This is a genomic window from Ruegeria sp. Alg231-54 (assembly GCF_900143525.1).
Classification (GTDB): Bacteria; Pseudomonadota; Alphaproteobacteria; order Rhodobacterales; family Rhodobacteraceae; genus Ruegeria.
Window position 1 is genome coordinate 20,491 of the sequence record NZ_FREZ01000011.1, and the last position, 18,736, is coordinate 39,226.

Here is an 18,736-nt window from a genome sequence, read left to right on the forward strand (position 1 = left end):
TCAAAACCCAACCTGATCGCCGCCTTTTAGTGCGAGCCGCATGCGCGCTTCTGCTGGCGTCGCGACCGTAAGGCCAAGGTTCTCTACGATTGATCGGATGCGCGTAACCTGCTCCGCGTTGGATTGGGCCAACTCACCTTTGCCAATGAACAGGCTGTCTTCGAGACCAACCCGAAGGTTTCCGCCGCGCAATGCACTTTGGGTTGCAAAAGGCATTTGGTGACGGCCAGCGGCAAGGACAGACCATTCGTAATTCTCTGCCCCGAACAGCTTGTCCGCTGTGTTGTGCATGTGGGTTAGATGGTCTGCATCCGCGCCAACGCCACCCAAGATGCCGAACACCATCTGAATGAAAAAAGGCGGTTTGATCAGGCCTTGATCCACGAACCATTTGACGTTGTAGAGATGGCCAAGATCATAGCATTCGAACTCGAACTTGGTGCCATGATCACCACCAAGTTTTTCAATGGCGTAACGAATTGTTTTGAAGGTGTTGGGAAAGATGAAGTCCTCTGTCATCTCCAGGAATGGTTGTTCCCAATCGTGCTGAAACTCAGTGTATTTCTGCAGCATCGGAAAGATGCCAAAGTTCATGGAACCCATGTTGAGAGATGCCATCTCTGGGCTTGTCGAGGTCGCCGCCAGCAGGCGCTCATCCATCGACATACCCAAACCGCCGCCGGTAGAGACATTCATCACCACATCAGTGGACTGTTTGATCACAGGCAGGAACTGCTGAAATAGCTCGGGTCGGGGGTCGGGTTTGCCGGTCTCTGGATGCCGTGCGTGCAAGTGAATGATCGACGCGCCGGCTTGTGCCGCTTCAATACTTGCTGTCGCGATCTCGGCAGGCGTAATCGGCAGATGTGGCGACATCGACGGCGTATGGATGCCCCCTGTGGGTGCGCAGGTGATGATGACGGATTTGGGCATCAGAGCTTCATCTGCTGCACTTGTGCAGACAGCCCCCCGTCCAGAACCCACAACTGGCCAGAGGCATACCGTGCTTCGTCGGAAGCAAGCCAGTTAACCAGGTTTGCAATGTCCTGTGGCGTCCCGTAGGTGCGCGTCGGATGAACATCGCGCACGGCCTGTTGCAGCGTTTCAATATTGCCGCCGCCGCCCCCAGATCCATCTCCGTTGAAGAAGCTCTGCAGCATTGGGGTATCGATATAGCCGGGGCAGATGGCGTTTACGCGGATACCTTCGGGGCCATGATCGCAAGCCATTGCGCGGGTCAAAGCGTGTACTGCACCTTTGGTTGCGCAATAGGCCGCAAGGCCCGGATCAGCGATGAACCCATCGTAGGAGCCAAAATTGATGAGGCTTGCGCTATTCCCTGTCTTCGCCGCTTCGCGCATCAATGGGATGGCGTATTTCGAGGTCAGGAACGTGCCCGTGGAATTAACCGCAAAGCTTTGGTTCCATTCCTCCAGCGAAGTCTCTTCAACGGTTTTTTCGATCTCGATCCCGGCCGCGTTTACTAGGATGTCCAACTTTCCGTGTGTGGCGCGCACATGATCCATCGCCGCAACCGAGTCTGCCTCTTGAGTCACATCCAGCTTAACAAAATGACTGCCATCTTCGTCGTGCTGTTCTAACGACCCTTCCGGTGTGAGGTCCGCGGCAAATACTGTTGCCCCTTCTTTTAGGAACCGCGCGACAATTGCACGCCCGATACCACCGCGCGCGCCGGTCACAAGGGCAATTTTTCCGTTCAGCATCATTGGCTTCAATCCTTCGAAGGCGGATAGCGGTAGCGACTAGCGGCCACCGTCCAATCCAAGTTGTTGCGGACATACTGCTGACTTGCATCAGATGGTGGGTTGTAATCCCATGGCTCGCTGGCACCCGCCTCCATCGCGGCATGTAACGCGCGGCGTGATTTCTGCGTGGCGATAATCTTCTTTCGCAATTCACTACCGTCCCACCGTTCGGCGACTTCGGCTGCAAAACGGGCTGCCGGGTCAGCATAGTCAGGGTCCTCAGCGACATTCTTTGTTTCCATCGGATCTGCGCTTAGGTCGTAGAGCTGCGGCGGGTCGCTATCGCAATGAATGTATTTCAAGGGCCCGCGCCGGATCATGATTACGGGATAGCCCGTCATCTCGGCACAATACTCACCGATGGCTTCATCAACTGGGTCGTATTCGCCACGGGCCAAAGGCATTAGACTGCGCCCGTCGATCGGTTCTCCGATCATCGTCTCATTACCGCCGCCAATATCGATAAAGGTCGGCAGCAAATCAACCAGTGACACTGCATTCTGCGTTGTCCCCACTACAACGCCCGGCCCGGCCATGACCAGTGGAACGCGCGCAGAGTGTTCAAAGAAATTCATTTTATACCACAGCCCACGTTCTCCCAGCATGTCGCCGTGATCCGCAGTTACAAACACTATGGTGTTGTCCAACTCGCCCGTCTCTGCGAGGGTCTGAATCAGCTCCCCGATCTTGCTGTCGAAGTAGCTGACATTGGCCAGATAAGCATGACGCGCGCGACGGATTTCTTCGTCGCTGAGCGGCGCATATGATGCTTCGATCCCATCCATCAACCGACGCGAGAACGGGTCCTGATCCTCTGTCGCCGGTGTAAAGGATGGCATGTCGATCTCATCGTCCGAATAGAGATTCCACCATTCGGGTCGCGCAACGTAAGGATCATGCGGGTGAATGAAGCTTACCACCATCGCAAAGGGCGCATCGTTCCCACGTGCTTTGTCTCGGGCAACATCGAAGAGCCAGCGATTGGCGGCAAAGCCAACTTCATCGTCATAGTCGATCTGGAAGGTCGCATGGGCCAAACCGCTTTCTTTGACGGTTTGCATGTTATGATACCACTTATCGATCCGCTCATCAGGCGCTTCCCAATCCGGGGTCCATGCGAAATCTGCGGGGTAGATATCGGTTGTTACCCTGTCTTCGAACCCATGCAATTGATCTGGGCCAACGAAATGCATCTTGCCTGAAAGGCAGGTCCGGTAGCCTAGCGATTTAAGGTAGTGCGCAAATGTTGGCACCGATGCTCTGAACTCGGATGCATTGTCGTAAGCTGCAATGCGGCTGATGTGCTGGCCCGACATAAAGGCAAACCGTGAGGGTGCACAGAGTGGAGAATTGCAGTAAGCCGCATCAAAGCGCATGCCACGTGCAGCCAGCGCATCCAGGTGTGGCGTCTTGGCAACCTTATGACCATAAGCCCCCGTGAAATGCGGAGCCAACTGATCCGCCATTATCACGAGGATGTTTGGCCGCGTCACGCAGCACCTTTTGCGTAAGCATCCAGGACGAGGCCATGGAAGTGATGTACGGCGTGCTCGGACTTGCCGGAACCATCCGGGTCATTGACGATCCGACCTTGGGTGAACGCTGGTGTGTTCATCCCGCGCTGCACACTTTCGACAAGGCTGATATCTTCGACCTGAAGAACTTCATCCAGATAACGAATTGCGTCCAACTCCATCGCGTCGGGTTCCTGCGTCTCAAGGAAGAAGTCGTAAGTTTCAAGCGTCCGATCTGGCCCAACAGGGATGATGTTCAACACGATCATGCTTGACCGTCCCGGATACCGCATCAGGCAGGTCGTCGGGTAGAGCCACCAAACCGCATGGGTTTTCACGGTGGCATTCGACACGTCATAAGCGGAATTCGGACTTGTGCCCGCGTCAGCCATATGGCTGGAGTAAATGCCGTAGGTCGTAACCTTGTAGGTATCCATATCCACGAGGTCACAAAAATCCTTATGCGCTGTAGGACAGTGATAGCACTCTAGGAAGTTGTCCACGACGTTCTTCCAGTTGGATTTGATGTCATAGGTCAGGCGATGGCCAAAAGTGAGTTGATCCACATCCGGCGCCCAATGGCGCACTTCGGTTTCCAAGTTGCCGGATTGTTCTGACAAAGAAGCTGCCATCGGATCCAAATTAACGAAAACAAAGCCGCAAAATTCCTCGACCTGCACTGCATCGAGACAAATCTCGTCTTCCCTGAAATTTTCGAGGTTTTCGGTATGTGGCGCACGGGCCAATTGCCCGTCAAGTTTATAGACCCAAGCATGATAGGGGCACATGATCCGCGTTGTATTGCCTTCGCCCGACAGCAATTCATGCGCACGGTGTTTGCAGACATTATAAAAGGCACGAAGCTTACCCTCTTTATCACGCACAACGGCAATGGGTTGGCCGGCAATATCCACTGTTACATAAGATCCCGGCTCACGTGTTTTCTCGACATGACATACCCATTGCCAAGTTTTGGAGAGGATGGCGCGAAGGTCTGCGTCAAACCACTTGCGCTCGGTGTAGGCAGCAGCCTGCAATGAGCTGGAGCGCGATGGATCAGCATGATAGCCAAAGAAAATTGTATCTGAATCAGTCATGATTGCGCCTCCGATGTTAGGTTAAATCTATTTCAAGTAGGAATCGGAGCTATGTTTAATCAGCCGCTAGTTTGATTATTTTCGCCAAGCATTTGGCTTTGGGGGACACCGTATTAATCCGCCAAGCATTGGATTTAGCTGACAAGCGAATGCTGGACCCTTGCCGGCACCTGTTCAGCGGTCATTCGTGCACATTGCAGCAATCGGCAAAATGGGCTCGGTGCGGTCGTTCGTCGAAATTTCGTGAGTGACTGCATTGCGGATGAACCGGCCTGATGCACGTGCGGCACATTTCATCGGACTCGACCGACCAAGAGCACGATAGTTGCGCGGCACTGCAACGCAATTTCCCCAAACCGGACGCTCGCAGACTCCCAAATCGCCAAAAGCCAATCCGGCCGTTCGCTGCTTTGTTGTCCTAAGTCTCAGTTGCGGGACATAGCTACGGGAGAAAAACCCAGATCAGCCGCTCGGTCGTCGTCGGTGGGTGCTAAAAGAGACGTTGCAAGATAAACACCTAGTCGGTTTGCTAGTCGCTGCCGCAAATCAGCCCTTCAGAATGATGCCTGCCTTGACGTTTTTAGTACGAGACCCTGCTGAACGTAACCTAGTCCGAAGTTTCTATTGCATGAACAGGGTTCGCCATAGATCATAACGAAGTTTCAATTAGGAATTTGAGGTAATGCAATGGCCGAACTGGGAGCGTTTCAAATCAGATCCGAGAGTGACGTCAGAAACTGTGAAGCTGAGATGTCTCTTAACGAAAGGTTGCCGGAGACGAGCATCCTTGACGTATTCGTCAACTCCGCCGCCCTCACGCCTGTTGCCACTGCCATCACCATGCTGATGACAGGCGCTCCGGATGAGCAACCCCGGCGCGTAAGCTATGAGCAATTGCTTCGGTTGATCCGACAAGCGGCCAATCTTTTTGCCGAGATTGGTGGTCCGGCACCGGGCGTTGCCTATATGTTGCCCAACTTGGTGGAAACACACGCCACGTTGTGGGGCGCGGAAACGGCGGGATATGCGGTGCCCATCAACTTTCTGTTGCAGCCTGATAGCGTTACCGAACTGCTCAAGGCAGCGGATGTGAAGATTCTCGTGGCGCTTGGGCCCCATCCTCAGTTGGACATCTGGGAGAAGGCGCTTGCCGCGCGCGCCGAGATCCCCGAGCTGAAACTGGTGCGCGTCGCGGCACCAGGTACGCCTGCGGAAGAATACGTGATTGACTTGGTAGAGGCACTGTCGGTCCAACCGGATGATCGCCTAACTTTTGGCCCCCCCCGGCAGGGTGACGATGTGGCCGCCTATTTTCACACTGGTGGCACAACCGGTACACCCAAGCTGGTAGCCCATACCCATCGCAGTCAACTGGTCGCAGGCCTTGGCGGAGCAATTATGCTTGGCTACCAGCCAGATGACGTGATGACCGCCACTTTTCCGCTCTTCCACGTTGCCGGCACAATCGCTAGCGGAATTTGCGTGTTCATGGCGGGTGCCGAACAGGTGATAGTCACGCCCTCTGGGATGCGCAACCCTGTCGTGATTGAGGGCTTCTGGCGACTGGTTGCCGATCAAAAGGTCACCCTCGTCGGCGGGGTGCCGACAGCGATTGGCGCGGTCCTGCAAAACCCGGTGGGAGATCACGATATCAGTGCCGTCCGTGCGGGCATCACCGGAGCGTCCTTGCTGCCCCCCTCTGTCAGCCGGAGATTCAAGGAAGTCACAGGGGCCACACTCCACGAAGTGCTAGGCATGACCGAAGCCTCCGGGCTGATCAGCATCGATCCGATCAATGGGCCGGGCAACGCCGGATCCGTGGGCTGGTCCTTGCCCTATACGACAACGGAAGTTCGAAAACTGGGCAGCGATGGCAGCCTTGGGGCCGTCTGCGACGTTGGGGAGATCGGCGTCATTGCCATCGAAGGCGAGCACGTTTCACCGGGCTATCGCAATCCGGCAAATAATGATGGCGTATATTCGAACGGGGTCCTGAACTCGGGCGACTTGGGGTACAAAGATGCTAAGGGCTGCCTATACGTCGCGGGGCGCTCCAAGGACCTGATCATTCGCAGTGGCCATAACATTGATCCGGTGATGATAGAAAACGCAATTACCACGCATCCTGCCGTCGCGCTCGCAGCGGCAGTTGGGATGCCAGATGCCTATGCTGGCGAATTGCCGATCTGTTATGTGCAACTTCAGCAAGGAGCGGATGCCGACCTCGATGACCTCAAAGCACATGCGGAAGCCACGATCGATGAACGCCCCGCGTGGCCTAGGGTCATCGAGATCATCAATGAAATTCCCCTGACCTCGGTCGGCAAGATTTTCAAACCCAGCCTGCGTTGTAATGCGGCTAAGATGGTGGTGTCCAAACTCTTGCGCGAAGAGTTTGATTTGCCTGACGCCGATGTAAGCGTCTTTGCGGGAGGGACGCGGGGATTGCGTGTTGATGTCAAAATACCGGAGAATAGCCGGTCGGTTGCAGCATCGGTCGAAAGCGCGCTAGAGGCTTATCTCTTTGAAAGCCGTATTTCGGTGCAATAGGTTCATTGGTGCTGTCAGACGAATTCGAACCAGTCTCTGTTAGGCCAGTGAAGCTGTCCATTAGTCCATGCCAAGTTCGCGCCACTCGGCAAGAGCGGCGCTACGTGTCAGCTTGAAGGTGTCTCGGCTGGTGAGCGATCTTTCCTGGTTGAAATGGTTGTAGACGGAGGAATGGACGGAGGCGAATTTCTGTAAACTTCGCATGCGCCTAAAACGTTGCATCGCACGTTCCCTTCGTCGAAACGGAAGATGCGAATTCTCGACGCGGTTGTTCAACCACCTACCTGTCAGTTGCTTTTCCAGTACGCCGAGCTCTCTCAACGCGGCACGGTAAGACGCCAAGCGGTCTGTGACTATTTCCTCCGCCTGGCCGTGTCGCTTCATCAGTTTCTTGAGGAATTTCAATGTTGCCCGTTTGTTCCGGCGCTTGGTGACGACGGCTTCAAGGACCTCCCCTTCGTGATCAACGGCCCGCCAGAGGTAGTGTCTCTTGCCATTGACCTTCACAAATACCTCATCCACGTGCCACTTCCATTTTGAGAATGCGCGGAGTTGCTGGACGCGTTTTCTGCGGATCTCTGCAGCGAACACTGGACCAAACCTGTTCCACCAATATCGGACAGTTTCATGGCTGACATCGATCCCGCGTTCATCAAGCAGATCTTCGACATTCCGAAGCGAGAGCGGAAATCTGATGTACAGCATCACCGCAAGGCGGATGATCTCGGGACTGGTTTTGAAGTACTTGAAAGAGGTAGGTTTGGTCATTCTCAATGACTACGCAACCCCCCTGCCCCGCTCAAGCCAAGTTCCTCTGACAAGACCGAGCATTCAGTTAGCCCTCCTTTGACTTCATAATCCATCGCCACCAGCCGTCAAGAACAGCAACTCTTCTTTGTTTTAGATTTACGACAAGGTTCACCCAAACATATTCATCCATCGGATCAGCATCGGTGCTAGGCAAATCAATAGCAATACAGGCATCATGCACATGGCCATCACCGCAGACATTTGCACCGGAAGGCGGTTGGCTTTTTCTTGCGCTCGAAGTTCGCGGTCCAAGCGCATGTCGGTTGCAAACCTGCGCAGAGATGTCGAAATGCTAGTGCCGTATTGATTGGACTGCAGGAACGCGTTTGCGAAGGAGTTCAACTCATCTATGCCGACACGATCCGCCATGTCCAAAAAGGCCGCCTGCCGCTCTTTGCCGGCTTGCAGTTCCAGTTGAAGAATCGTGAACTCCTGCGCAATTTCCGGCGCTGCGTAGGCCATCTCATGCGAGACTCGGACCATGGCTGCATCAAAGCCCAACCCCGCTTCGATCGCCACTTGCAGTAGGTCAAGCGCATTCGGTAGGCTGTGTTCAATCGCTTGACGGCGTTTCTTGATGCGATACCGTAACCAGAGAGCCGGGCCATAGAACCCAGCCACCATCAACGCGGTCACGATCTGCAATGCGTTTACCCATGTTATGCCCTGCAAGAGGCTGGCAATGCGGAGCTGAACCTGTGTTTCAATCGGCAGCGCCATGGCAACAACGAATACAGCTGGCAATACGAACGCCATGACCACGCGAAACAAATAAAAGTTGCGGATGGCGTGCTTACGCTGAATACCAGCCTGTTTCATAAGCTTGCCGATTTTGGACCGCTCACGCTTGGACGAGGGCACAAAAGCTTTCAACAGCCCGTGCGGATCGCTGTTATCACCCTGAAGCAGGTCAAAATCTGCACCGTGTCCGTGGGAAATTGAGCCGACACGCATACGGCGCACGGCCGCGTTGTCGCTTGCAGCCATGCCGGAGACGCCCAGCACCACAAAGAAAACGCTTATTGCAATACTAGCCAGCAAAAGATACTTCATGGGGAGTTGCTGGTCTGCAAGAATGTCTTGAATAATGTCCATTTAACTGCTCCCGGTTAGAACTTAAACTTAACGAGCTGTCTCAGGATAAGACCCTGGGCAATTGTCAGGCCGATGATCACATATGCAAAGAAGGGAAACAGAGGATCATTTCGAACATCGCCATAGAACGATGGCGTGGATATCTCGATTGAGACGCCGATTATTATCGGCAGTATCGTCAGAATGCTACCGCTCAAACGACCCTCGGCAGATATGGCTTTGATTTTCTTCTGCATGATTTGACGGTCTCTAATGACCTGAGACAGAATTCCCAGAACACGGGCAAGGTTGCCGCCGGTTCCGTGCTGAATGCCTATGCTGACCGAAAGGTAATTGGCATCCTCGGTCCCGACACGTTTCGCAAAATCCTGAAAAGCCGTAGCGACATCATCGCCATAGTTTATCTGATCCTGGATAATTCCAAATTCCGAGCCAATTGGATCAGGAAGATCCGTTGCCACGTTCCCGACCGTTACGGCCACCGGGTGACCAACTTTTAGGCCGCGTGCCATCAGATCCAAAGCATCCGGCAACTGTTTGGTCAGTTTATTGGATCTGGCTGCCTTCATTGCAATTAGAACCATCAGCGGCAGAACTATGGCCAGAACGGCACCAAGTAGCAGCGCAAATTCTGGGGCGAGGACACGGGATAGGGCAACAAAGATCACGGCGGCCAGTAAAGCAGTGGCAAAACCGACCCAGATCGGGTTGATCGCAAACCCGGCTTGAACAAGCAGGCGGCGAAAACGAGCAGCCAGCCCCGGGCTATCACCGGCAGCCAGCATTGCCGGATCACGCAATAGTTGCAGCACCGTGTCTGTCGAGGCGCCATCCTGGATCATTTTCATACGGCGGTTGCGCGCTTCGCCTTGGGTTTCCCTACGCAACAAAAGTTGCTGTAGACCCTCATAAGCCAGCATAATTCCGATAAAAATAGAGATGTAAATAAAGATATTGAGTGTATTTGGCTGTAAGTCGATCATGATGAAACAGCCCCACGGATAAACATGTTGGTGTCTACGTCAACGCCGGCAGCAACCAATTGGTCGAAGCATTTGGGACGTATGCCCGTGGGCAGGAACTCTCCCAGGATTTCCCCACTCTCTGACTTCCCGCGGCGTTTGAATACGAAAATGTCCTGCATGGTGATTGTGTCATCCTCCATACCTGTAACTTCTGAAATACTGACAACACGGCGGGTGCCGTCACTGAGACGTGTAAGTTGAAGTACAATCTGAATAGCCGAAGAGATTTGTGACCGGATGGTTCTGACCGGTAAATCGGCACCCAACATTGTGACCATTTGTTCGACCCGGCTTAGCGCATCACGCGCCGAGTTTGCGTGAACGGTCGTCATAGACCCGTCATGCCCGGTATTCATGGCCTGAAGCATATCAAAGCACTCCGACCCGCGAACCTCGCCAACGATAATACGATCAGGACGCATCCTCAAAGCGTTGCGGACCAACTCACGCTGCGTGATCACTCCCTGCCCTTCCGCATTAGCGGGACGGGTTTCCAGTCGAACGACGTGGCTTTGCTGAAGCTGAAGTTCGGCGGCGTCCTCGATTGTCACGATGCGCTGCTTGCCGTCGATAAACGATGAAACGGCGTTCAGCATAGTCGTTTTGCCTGTGCCGGTACCGCCTGAAATAAGGATGTTCAATCTTGCCTCAACCAGTGCCGCGAGAAGCTTCGCCGCCTGGTTATTTAAGCTGTCTTGGTGAACCAGCTTATCGATCGTCAGCGGGTTGCGCGAAAACTTGCGGATCGACAAGGCCGGTCCATCGACTGAGCACGGGCGAATAATTGCGTTGACGCGGCTGCCATCTTCTAGGCGTGCGTCGACCCAAGGTTGGGACTCATCGATGCGCCGCCCGACATTGCTGACAATCTTGTCAATTATCCTCAACAAATGTCGCTCATCGCGAAAACGCACGGTGGATTCTTCCAGAAGGCCAAAACGTTCAACGTAGACCTTGTCATATGAGTTCACGAGAATATCGTTGATAGTCGGATCTTCCAAAAGCGGCTCCAATGGCCCCAACCCCATGACTTCATGAATAAGTTCATCAACCAGTGAAGCAAAATCCTCCGACCGCATATGTAGGTTTTCGACCTCGACCAAACCGGTTACCAGAGACGCGATCTGGCGCTTCAGTTCCGATCGTTCGACCTTGTCGATGACGGACAGGTTGAGCCGGTCAAGAAGTTCGCTGTGCAAACGGCTTTTGAGTTCCAGATGCGCTTGCAAGTCGGTGTCTACCGGGTCAGGAGTCACTTTGGTTTTGACAGGCGTTTCGATGGGTCGTTCCAATGTCAGGACATTCGACGTTGAAGCCGCCTTGCGTGATCTGAATTCGTTGAACACGGTGATCTCCTCTTATGTATTCTTTATTGCCACGGGCTGTACGTCAGCCGTCATCGCTGCAGCCAATTTTGTCAGTGCCTTACCAAGATCCGATTGCGGCTTCATCTCGACAACCGGTCGTCCCAAATCCACGGAATTGCGGGCGACTTTCGGATTGTCCGGCAGCCAGTGCTTCAGCTTTGTCTCCAAAACCTTCTCGGCCTCGCGGACATGCGATGGCCGGATCAACTTGTTTCGCTCGCGGTTCACGACAATCTCTACCGGTAGGGCCATATTTGATTCGCGGTAAATGTCGATCAAACGGCGCGCCTGGCGCACGCAGGGCACAGTCGTGTCTGAAACAAGGGCAAGCTGGGTCGCCCGTTTGAATATGGGCTCAACCCACTCAAGGATGGCACAGGGAAGATCGACCACGATGTAATCGTAACGTCGTTGCAGCAGGTCAAGAATGCCCTCAACCAGATCGGGTCGCATCGACTGCAGCGGCACCATCGGCGCCGGTGCGCACAATACATCTACACCAAGTGTATGCTGCTGGAGGATCGAGGACAAAAAATGATCATCAGGTTTTTCGTCGCTTTCGATGAGCTGGAGAAACCCACCGTTGTCTTCGAGGTCCAGAAAGACGTTAGAGTTTCCAAACTGCAGATCGAAATCCAAAAGCGCGACCCGGCTTTTCGCAGATTTACGGAAGAAAGACCCCCTTCCTCCTACAAGTGCGCACGCAAGGTTCGCCGCTACAGTCGATGCACCAACCCCGCCGCGGGATTTCGAAACCGGTATCACTTTGCCCAAAACGGATGCGCCGCCCAAGACCAATGGGTGCGCCACCTTGCGCGCGTTGATTTTCTCGCTAAGAGCGGCCTTCAGCTCCTCACCATCAATCGACAGTGGCAATACGTCGTCGACGCCGATCCGCCGCAACTCGCGCGCCTTGGTGATCGACAGGTCATTCTGCGTCAGTGCAATAAACAAGGTATCGTCATCACGGCGCGCTAACACGTCTTCGATGGCCTGCACCTCATCCGCATCGACCGGGTCGATCTCAAAGATCACCACGTCATGGTCTGACGCAAGCTGAATAGCCGCACCGTTCAAGGCCTGAAATGACGTCGCATTGGCGGTGACTTTGTTATCCTCGCCTACCGGAAAGACATCTGCCACAACCCGGGCGATGGCGTCGCTTTCTGAAACAAGCATCACAGAATGTGACTTTAGATTTGAAACGCTATTTTCCATTATCCTGACTCTCCTTGTGCAAGGTCTTCAGCAGGCAGCGAAACGCTGAAATTGGAGTAACCGGCTGTTGATGAAAGTGTGCTGTTCGTGGCCCCCGCAGCGTTTGCCAATGCGGCCAACGGCGACACGAACTGAAAATCATCCAGGTTCAGATTGACTGTAACCATGGGTGTGTACGGGCCGCCCAGGAAACCCAGATTGGAGTTGAAGTCATAATGGAACTCCAAGTGATCAATTGAGGCGCTCGGCGGCAGAAGGGGGCTAATACGGCCCCAGATTTCCAATGCGGTTGCATTGGTGGCGTCACCAGCGCAGGAGGAGTAATTCGGATTCTCGCATACTCCAACCGAGTCACTGCAGGCTGTGCCAAAACGAGGTGACAAAGGGGACGTTCCGCGTTGATGTTCCGTTGGGAGCGGTGGGCTGTAATTGCAAGCGGGTGGTCGAACAATGGCAATACGCGCCGCCATTTGCGCAGCTTTCTGGGCGTTTACACTGCTGTAAGACAGGCGCCCGAAATCCAATAATGACAGGAACAGGAAGAAAAACAGAGAAACAACCACTGCGAATTCGACAAGAACACCACCGCTCTGATCATCAAGGAAACTCTGACCCTCACCGCGCAAATACGCGTGGATATGTACCGGGCGGATCATTGTCCGAAGATCCGCGTCGTGTCAGAGACGTCAGTCGTCACCGATGACAAGCCGCTGCCAAAAAGCGACAACAGGCCCCCCATGGGAAATTGGATCGTGATATTTGCACTAACTGTCCCAACCGGGGCCGGGCTCACTCGGTAGGTACCGGAAACGCAGACCAGGCTGGGGGTCACCGAATTGACTGTAATGCTCTGCGGAAACAAACCGTTGTCATCTTTGTCGTCCTCAACGATCCCCTTCAGGGTTGTGGTAAGTCCTGCGACGGAACCACCAGAAGAACAGATATCCGTCGGCGTGACACGTGAAAGATAGCGGCTGGCATCCCGGACACCGGCGATGACAGACTGGTAGGACCACATCAACCGCGCCGATTCCAACGTGACCGCCAAAAGCAACAGCATAACAGGCAGAACGAGGCCAAATTCCACGAGGATCGCACCGTCATCCTTCTGCGCGAAGCGTTTGAACGGGTCCGTCAGGCGCAATGTCATGATCCTTTTCCCCCTTACCGATACAGTTGCACGAGATCGCGAAAGATACCGCCAAACCCGTTGCCACCATTGCCGGTCCCAGTGACATCCGGAAAGCCTACGACCTCACCATGGATGTCAAAGCTGGGTGGCGATCCACCATCGTCACCCACTGGTTCGGTCAGGAAAACGGCAACAAATTTTGTAACTGGCACGCCAGTGGTCGAGCCTGAAACCGGGTTCAGCGCACAATCGATGCCAGCCGCGGTCACAACGCGACGTGCCGGATCATCCGACATTTCGCTTGAGCACATCGGACGACCGGTTTCGGCGAGCAAAGGATTCAGGATTGCGTTCGCATTTGGCGCCGAATGCGGATCGGAGTCTCCGTAAGCGATTTCTCTCAGGTACATCCCGTACCGCGTACCAGCAAAGACACTTTCCGATCCGCTCAGTGCGGGCAGGTGAGAGTCGCCACCAACTCCGTCTGCGACCCCGTCAGCAAGATCATGATTTTGATTGAGATATCCCGCGCGGTCCCAAACGCCGTCTCCGAACCGGTTGTTCCCGCCACAGGTACCCGCGGCCATGCAAGTGTCGCGACCAAGGGCGGTTGTGTTTGGAGTGATCTCTTCATTGCCCTGAATGCACGAGCCGCCACCGTTTTTCTGAATTCCCTTGATGACATTCGGAGCAGGCGCAAAATCGACGTTGTTTTTCTCGCCGTTGAGCACGCTGCGATATATATCAAATCGAACGTTAAACGCCGCGTTGGTGATACCGACCTTCTGCCCGGGTTCTGTCGTCAGGCCGTTGGTTAGGACGCATTGTGTGATTTGATTTTGCGCCGCGATCAGGCAGGCCAGCTTATTGCCGCCTTCATCCGCACAGACACCCGATGTGTCTTCGAATGAATCCAGATCAATGAAGCCGAAGTTTCCAGGCCCCCAAGCCGTATTGTTCCCACCACTACGCAACAAAATTTGATCACCCACGGTCAGCGTGGATTCCCAGTTCGGAGGCAGGCAAAACATCAGGGGAGAGATGTCGCAGGCCGCTTGCGAGTATCCGGCCACAGCCTCTGCTGACACGCTGGCCGCAGAAATGCCGTTTCCACCAAGCAACTTGTCCAGAGCGGAAGCAAAGTTCATACTCAGCGATTTCGGTGTCAAAGCTACCTGTGCAAATTTGGCAATCCGAGCGTCCGTAGTAATGTCCGCACCAAGCGGAGCGACATCCGAAACCGGCAGAGCAGAATGGAAGGTAAGCGTATAGTCAGACGCGCCGGATAGGGTTGTTGGTCCGTTGGCAAAAGTTTGGCTATCGCTGATCAGATTAGCGGCAGCATTTGTAGCGCGGGTTATTGCGTCGGGTTGTCCATCCAGTTCACCTGCAGCCGCCAAAGCCACGTTATCTGCAAAGGACTGCAGTTCTGCATGGGTGGCGTTTAACCGGCCGACATCCAGGGTGATCGCAAAGAAGCCCAGAAACGCAACCAGTGCTGTGCCCCAAAGAATCGCAACTGTTCCGTGCTCGTCCTTGGCAATGTTTGATATGATCGCTTTCAGCGGCATGGTTCAGCCTCACTGCCCAGAGTTTTGGCTGACTTCGATTTTGCGGATTTTGGGTCTTACTTCAGGCACTGCGTCAGCAGGAGAATCCTGAGCATTTGTCTGATTGTTGGGCTCCGTCTCAGAAACCGGGTCGACTGCGGTTGCACCTTCGGCCTCCCGGCGGGTTCTCTGGATCGTCACCACCTCGGAATCGGTGCCCCGGTTAACCCTGACGGTGGGTTGAATTTCTGCTTTTTCCGCAGGACCTTCTTCTTGTAACAGATCACGCAGCCGAACCATTTCCATTGGTGCGTCTTCAACCCCGTCCAACGTTCTGAGGGTCAGGCTCAGCGTTCCGGCCTTTTGTGCCAACGCAAGACGCTGGCCTTGCTGTGGCGTCACTTCAACGGTAATCGTGCGAGCGACTTCGGGTTGATCGCTTAGTTCTTCAGACTGTTGATCTACACCAATCACGCGGATGTTCTGAAGTATCGTTACAGCGCGCAATTCCATTTTCGCGCCCTGTGTTAAAACAATATCTACCCAGTCACCTGGCGTAACAAACCCACCGACCGCAGTAACCGCATCGACCTCGATGGCCATCGCGCGCGTGTTCTCACCCAGTTTCTGAACCAAGGTGACCTTTTCACCAAAATTAGAAACCTTCGATAGTAGCATCACTTCGCCTGGGTAAAACCGACCCTTAGCGCGACGCAGCTGGCGTCTGCTTTCGGGAACAAGCACATCTATGTCAGTGAACACACCGGCAGGCAGCGCCTCGCGGGGCCACGAATGAACAGCAACGTGGTGTTTTTCGATCGTCTGACCAAATGCGATTTCCGACCGGGCGACGTAAATTTCTACCAGATCCGCATCTGATGACGGTCCGGCAGCGTTTGTGTTAAACTGAATGTGATCTTTCGCCAGGTACACGGAACCGGATGCAATCGCGATTCCGAAAAGCGTGGTGATAAATGGTCTGATACGCATCTCTGTCTCCAAAAGTTACGCTCAAAGAATTCGAAACATCGGTAGTTGTTGGCTTTCGAAAATCCCGGCGGTAAATTCTGCGCCGCTGCAAATATGCGTAGGCGCAGAATTATGACGTTTTGTGCGAACGCAAGCTCGCCTGTTGTCAGCAGGTAGCGCTGCCCAGAGCGGTACAGGCGGCAGTCACGTTATTGTTGGTTTCCGTACCAAGATACGTGAAAGCACCAACCGCAATCGAAGCAACAACCAAGAGGGCGAGGCCATATTCAACAATTGCCGCACCGCTTTCTTCTTTCAAAAACTTGTTCATGAATTTAGTCATGTTTCCCCCGAAAGGTTAAATTGAGATCGACGCTGCGCAGTAGTGCAACGCAAGCCAAGCATTCATGCAGTGGCTTCATATACAGTAATTGCGTTAAGACCCTGTGGCTTCCATTAAAAATGGGAGTATTACTACTTTATAGTGTTTTTTGTAACATACTTTCTCCCTTTGAGAGATTTTTTTTAACCGTAGATTAACGGATCATTCACAAACAGACGAATCAACGATTCTGGAAACAATGAGTAAAGATTTGAAGATAATGTGGAGGAAACATGAGGGAATTCCAACGCAAGACAATTGCAAGCTGGAGGGAAGAAATTCGGAATCTCCCCGCAATCTCACAATTTTAACAATTTAAATACAAATAGTTAAAGGACTCTTCCCGCAAGTAATGTAAACGTGCGCCTTCGACGACGGCCTCAAAATCAGTTGTCCATCGAACCAAAGCAGAACAAGTTTGTGATGGCGGTGGGGGCCGTACCGAGAAGCCTGACTGAGCTGGATCTTGTTAGGTAGATTGTAAAAGTAATGAGTAACACTTTTTCTAAGAGCGTTCGCGCGCAAGACGGTTTAAATTTTGTAATGGAGTGGACGCAGGCCATTAATGGCAGAAACTCCATTTCAAACGCTCTGCGTCAATTAATGCAATTGGCAAATGCAGAGGCTGCACTAATTGCACGATTATCAATACCAAGCGGAAAAATAAAGTACATTGCGCGCCACTGCATTCACGAAGGAAAAATATGGCCTTCTCAACCGCAGTCTCAAGCAGAGTTGGTTTTGGGCGCGTGTTTAAAAACTGCAAAAGCTGGGTCAATATGGAAACTGTCAGATCTGAAGGACGCTAAAGGCGCGACGTTACCCCTGTGTCGGAATCCCATTCCAATTGGGTTGTGTGAGGTCATTGTGGTTCCACTTGAGACAACGAAGGGCCACTTTGATCATCTGGAATTACACTTCCAACACCGTCCTGCACATCATAACTTGGATATGGTGACAGTTTTGGCGTCAATACTCGCATCTGGTTGGGGTCATCGCCTCCCGGGCTTGATCTCTGCCAAAGTCAATCAATTCCGAGGCCACGGCGTCAGTGCAATCCGAGACGCTGAACTCACACCAATTCTGGATCCTGAAAATCCAGCGTCGCTCAGTCGGAGCGAGTTTCGGGTTTGCGCAATGTTGAAAGAAGGAATGACTGTCAAAGTGATTTCAAACACCCTGTCTGTCTGTCCAACCACAATTCGCTCGCACCTGAGCTCGATTTTTTCAAAGACATGCGCATCCAATCAAGTCGAGCTGCTGCACTTGTTGAACCGAAAGGCGGATAGCACCAACAGTGACCGGACCTCTGAGGGTGCTGTCAGACAAAGTCGAAATCGCCTCTGTTAAGCCAGTGAGGGGTACTGTCAGACCAATTCGAAGCAGTCTCTGTTTACCCCTAAATGCCGGAACTTATGCTGAACAAAGTTGGCGCCACTCGGAGAGAGCAGCAGCGCGGTTGAGCTTGAAATTGTCTCTGCTGTAGAGGGCGCGTTCCTGATTGAAATGGTTGTGGACGGAAGAATGAACTGCGGCGAACTTCTGCAAACATCGCATTTGCCTGAAGCGGAGCATCGCACGTTCTCGTCGTCGAAATGGCAGATGGGAATTCTCGGCCCGATTGTTCAGCCAGCGGCCGGTCTCTTGCCGACTACCGTTCCCGACAACTCTCATCGCCGCGCCATAAGACCGCAGTTTGTCTGTCACGATGGATTCAGGTTGACCGTAGCGTTTCATTGATTTTCTGAGGAATTTCAACGCAGCTTTGCGGTCACGGCGCTTGGTCACATAACTTTCCAGCACCTCGCCTTCGTGATCCACAGCCCGCCATAGGTAGTGCGTCTCGCCATTGATCTTCACGAAGACCTCGTCCAGATGCCACTGCCAGTTCGAACAAGATCGCATCCGATTGACCCTGTTTCTGCGGATCTCTGCCGCGAATATCGGGCCAAATCTGTTCCACCAATAACGCACAGTTTCGTGGCTGATCTCGATGCCGCGCTCGTGCAAAAGATCTTCAACATTGCGAAGCGAAAGCGGAAACCGAACATACATCATGACGGCCAGACGGATGATCTCGGGGCTCGTCTTGAAGTAGCGAAAAGGGCTGCGTCTTGTCATCCTGCGACGCTAAGTGCTCACCCTGCCCGCCTCAATAAGTTTCTTCTGACAGTGCCAGGTCTAGTCATGGGCAAAAGCTACGCAACCACCCTGCCCCACTCAAGCAAAGTTCTTCTGACAAGACCCTCGAAAGTCCACTT

The 18,736-nt window shown here is 53.4% G+C and carries 17 protein-coding genes; 2 read left to right on the forward strand and 15 right to left on the reverse strand.

All coding sequences use genetic code 11. From position 1 onward, the window contains the following. Genes DHN12_RS17840 through DHN12_RS17855 form a run of 4 tightly spaced genes read right to left on the reverse strand, consistent with a single transcriptional unit; the run spans position 1 to position 4,377 of the window. Positions 1–933 carry a 3-keto-5-aminohexanoate cleavage protein gene (locus tag DHN12_RS17840; protein ID WP_108861409.1) on the reverse strand — a complete coding sequence of 311 codons (933 nt, stop codon included), beginning with the start codon at positions 931–933 and terminating at the stop codon, positions 1–3. Continuing rightward, positions 933–1,727 carry an SDR family NAD(P)-dependent oxidoreductase gene (locus DHN12_RS17845; RefSeq protein ID WP_108861410.1) on the reverse strand — a complete coding sequence of 265 codons (795 nt, stop codon included), beginning with the start codon at positions 1,725–1,727 and terminating at the stop codon, positions 933–935. The genes DHN12_RS17840 and DHN12_RS17845 overlap by 1 nt, the downstream gene beginning before the upstream one ends. Before the next feature lie 5 nt (positions 1,728–1,732). Beyond that, complete coding sequence (betC, locus tag DHN12_RS17850; RefSeq protein ID WP_199913541.1) at positions 1,733–3,259, reverse strand: choline-sulfatase; 1,527 nt, start codon at positions 3,257–3,259, stop codon at positions 1,733–1,735. After that, on the reverse strand, positions 3,256–4,377 hold the full coding sequence (locus tag DHN12_RS17855; protein WP_108861412.1) for an SRPBCC family protein: 1,122 nt from the start codon (positions 4,375–4,377) through the stop codon (positions 3,256–3,258). Before DHN12_RS17855 ends, betC begins: the two co-directional genes overlap by 4 nt. Before the next feature lie 687 nt (positions 4,378–5,064). On the opposite strand from DHN12_RS17855, the gene DHN12_RS17860 reads away from it, so the two are divergent. Then, positions 5,065–6,927 carry an AMP-binding protein gene (locus DHN12_RS17860; RefSeq protein ID WP_108861413.1) on the forward strand — a complete coding sequence of 621 codons (1,863 nt, stop codon included), beginning with the start codon at positions 5,065–5,067 and terminating at the stop codon, positions 6,925–6,927. Positions 6,928–6,987: 60 nt separating this feature from the next. Here DHN12_RS17860 and DHN12_RS17865 read toward each other — a convergent pair whose 3' ends face one another. From DHN12_RS17865 to DHN12_RS17910, 10 genes are all read right to left on the reverse strand, one after another. Beyond that, entirely contained in the window at positions 6,988–7,695 is a 708-nt protein-coding gene (locus tag DHN12_RS17865) for an IS6 family transposase (protein WP_108861414.1), read from the reverse strand. A 150-nt stretch (positions 7,696–7,845) separates the two neighbouring features. Continuing rightward, positions 7,846–8,832 carry a type II secretion system F family protein gene (locus DHN12_RS17870; RefSeq protein ID WP_108861415.1) on the reverse strand — a complete coding sequence of 329 codons (987 nt, stop codon included), beginning with the start codon at positions 8,830–8,832 and terminating at the stop codon, positions 7,846–7,848. Between the two features lie 14 nt (positions 8,833–8,846). Continuing rightward, positions 8,847–9,815, reverse strand: a complete 969-nt coding sequence (locus tag DHN12_RS17875; RefSeq protein ID WP_108861416.1) for a type II secretion system F family protein — start codon at positions 9,813–9,815, stop codon at positions 8,847–8,849. Continuing rightward, complete coding sequence (locus tag DHN12_RS17880) at positions 9,812–11,203, reverse strand: CpaF family protein (protein WP_108861417.1); 1,392 nt, start codon at positions 11,201–11,203, stop codon at positions 9,812–9,814. Before DHN12_RS17880 ends, DHN12_RS17875 begins: the two co-directional genes overlap by 4 nt. 12 nt (positions 11,204–11,215) lie before the next feature. After that, positions 11,216–12,403 carry an AAA family ATPase gene (locus tag DHN12_RS17885; protein ID WP_234416691.1) on the reverse strand — a complete coding sequence of 396 codons (1,188 nt, stop codon included), beginning with the start codon at positions 12,401–12,403 and terminating at the stop codon, positions 11,216–11,218. 38 nt (positions 12,404–12,441) lie between these two features. Next, positions 12,442–13,098: a TadE/TadG family type IV pilus assembly protein gene (locus DHN12_RS17890; protein ID WP_108861419.1), complete on the reverse strand. Its 657-nt coding sequence runs from the start codon at positions 13,096–13,098 to the stop codon at positions 12,442–12,444. After that, complete coding sequence (locus DHN12_RS17895; RefSeq protein ID WP_108861420.1) at positions 13,095–13,592, reverse strand: TadE/TadG family type IV pilus assembly protein; 498 nt, start codon at positions 13,590–13,592, stop codon at positions 13,095–13,097. Before DHN12_RS17895 ends, DHN12_RS17890 begins: the two co-directional genes overlap by 4 nt. A 14-nt stretch (positions 13,593–13,606) precedes the next feature. After that, a complete protein-coding gene (locus DHN12_RS17900) occupies positions 13,607–15,145 on the reverse strand; it encodes a pilus assembly protein TadG-related protein (RefSeq protein WP_108861421.1) in 1,539 nt (512 codons plus the stop codon). Positions 15,146–15,154: 9 nt separating this feature from the next. Beyond that, complete coding sequence (gene cpaB, locus DHN12_RS17905) at positions 15,155–16,114, reverse strand: Flp pilus assembly protein CpaB (RefSeq protein ID WP_108861422.1); 960 nt, start codon at positions 16,112–16,114, stop codon at positions 15,155–15,157. 145 nt (positions 16,115–16,259) lie between these two features. After that, positions 16,260–16,436, reverse strand: a complete 177-nt coding sequence (locus DHN12_RS17910; RefSeq protein WP_108861423.1) for a Flp family type IVb pilin — start codon at positions 16,434–16,436, stop codon at positions 16,260–16,262. 528 nt (positions 16,437–16,964) lie between these two features. On the opposite strand from DHN12_RS17910, the gene DHN12_RS17915 reads away from it, so the two are divergent. Next, positions 16,965–17,825 carry a helix-turn-helix transcriptional regulator gene (locus tag DHN12_RS17915; protein ID WP_108861424.1) on the forward strand — a complete coding sequence of 287 codons (861 nt, stop codon included), beginning with the start codon at positions 16,965–16,967 and terminating at the stop codon, positions 17,823–17,825. A gap of 63 nt (positions 17,826–17,888) precedes the next feature. Here DHN12_RS17915 and DHN12_RS17920 read toward each other — a convergent pair whose 3' ends face one another. Continuing rightward, the gene (locus tag DHN12_RS17920; protein WP_108861425.1) at positions 17,889–18,596 is read right to left on the reverse strand and encodes an IS6 family transposase; all 708 of its coding nucleotides are present in this window, start codon (positions 18,594–18,596) and stop codon (positions 17,889–17,891) included. Between the last annotated feature and the right edge of the window lie 140 nt (positions 18,597–18,736).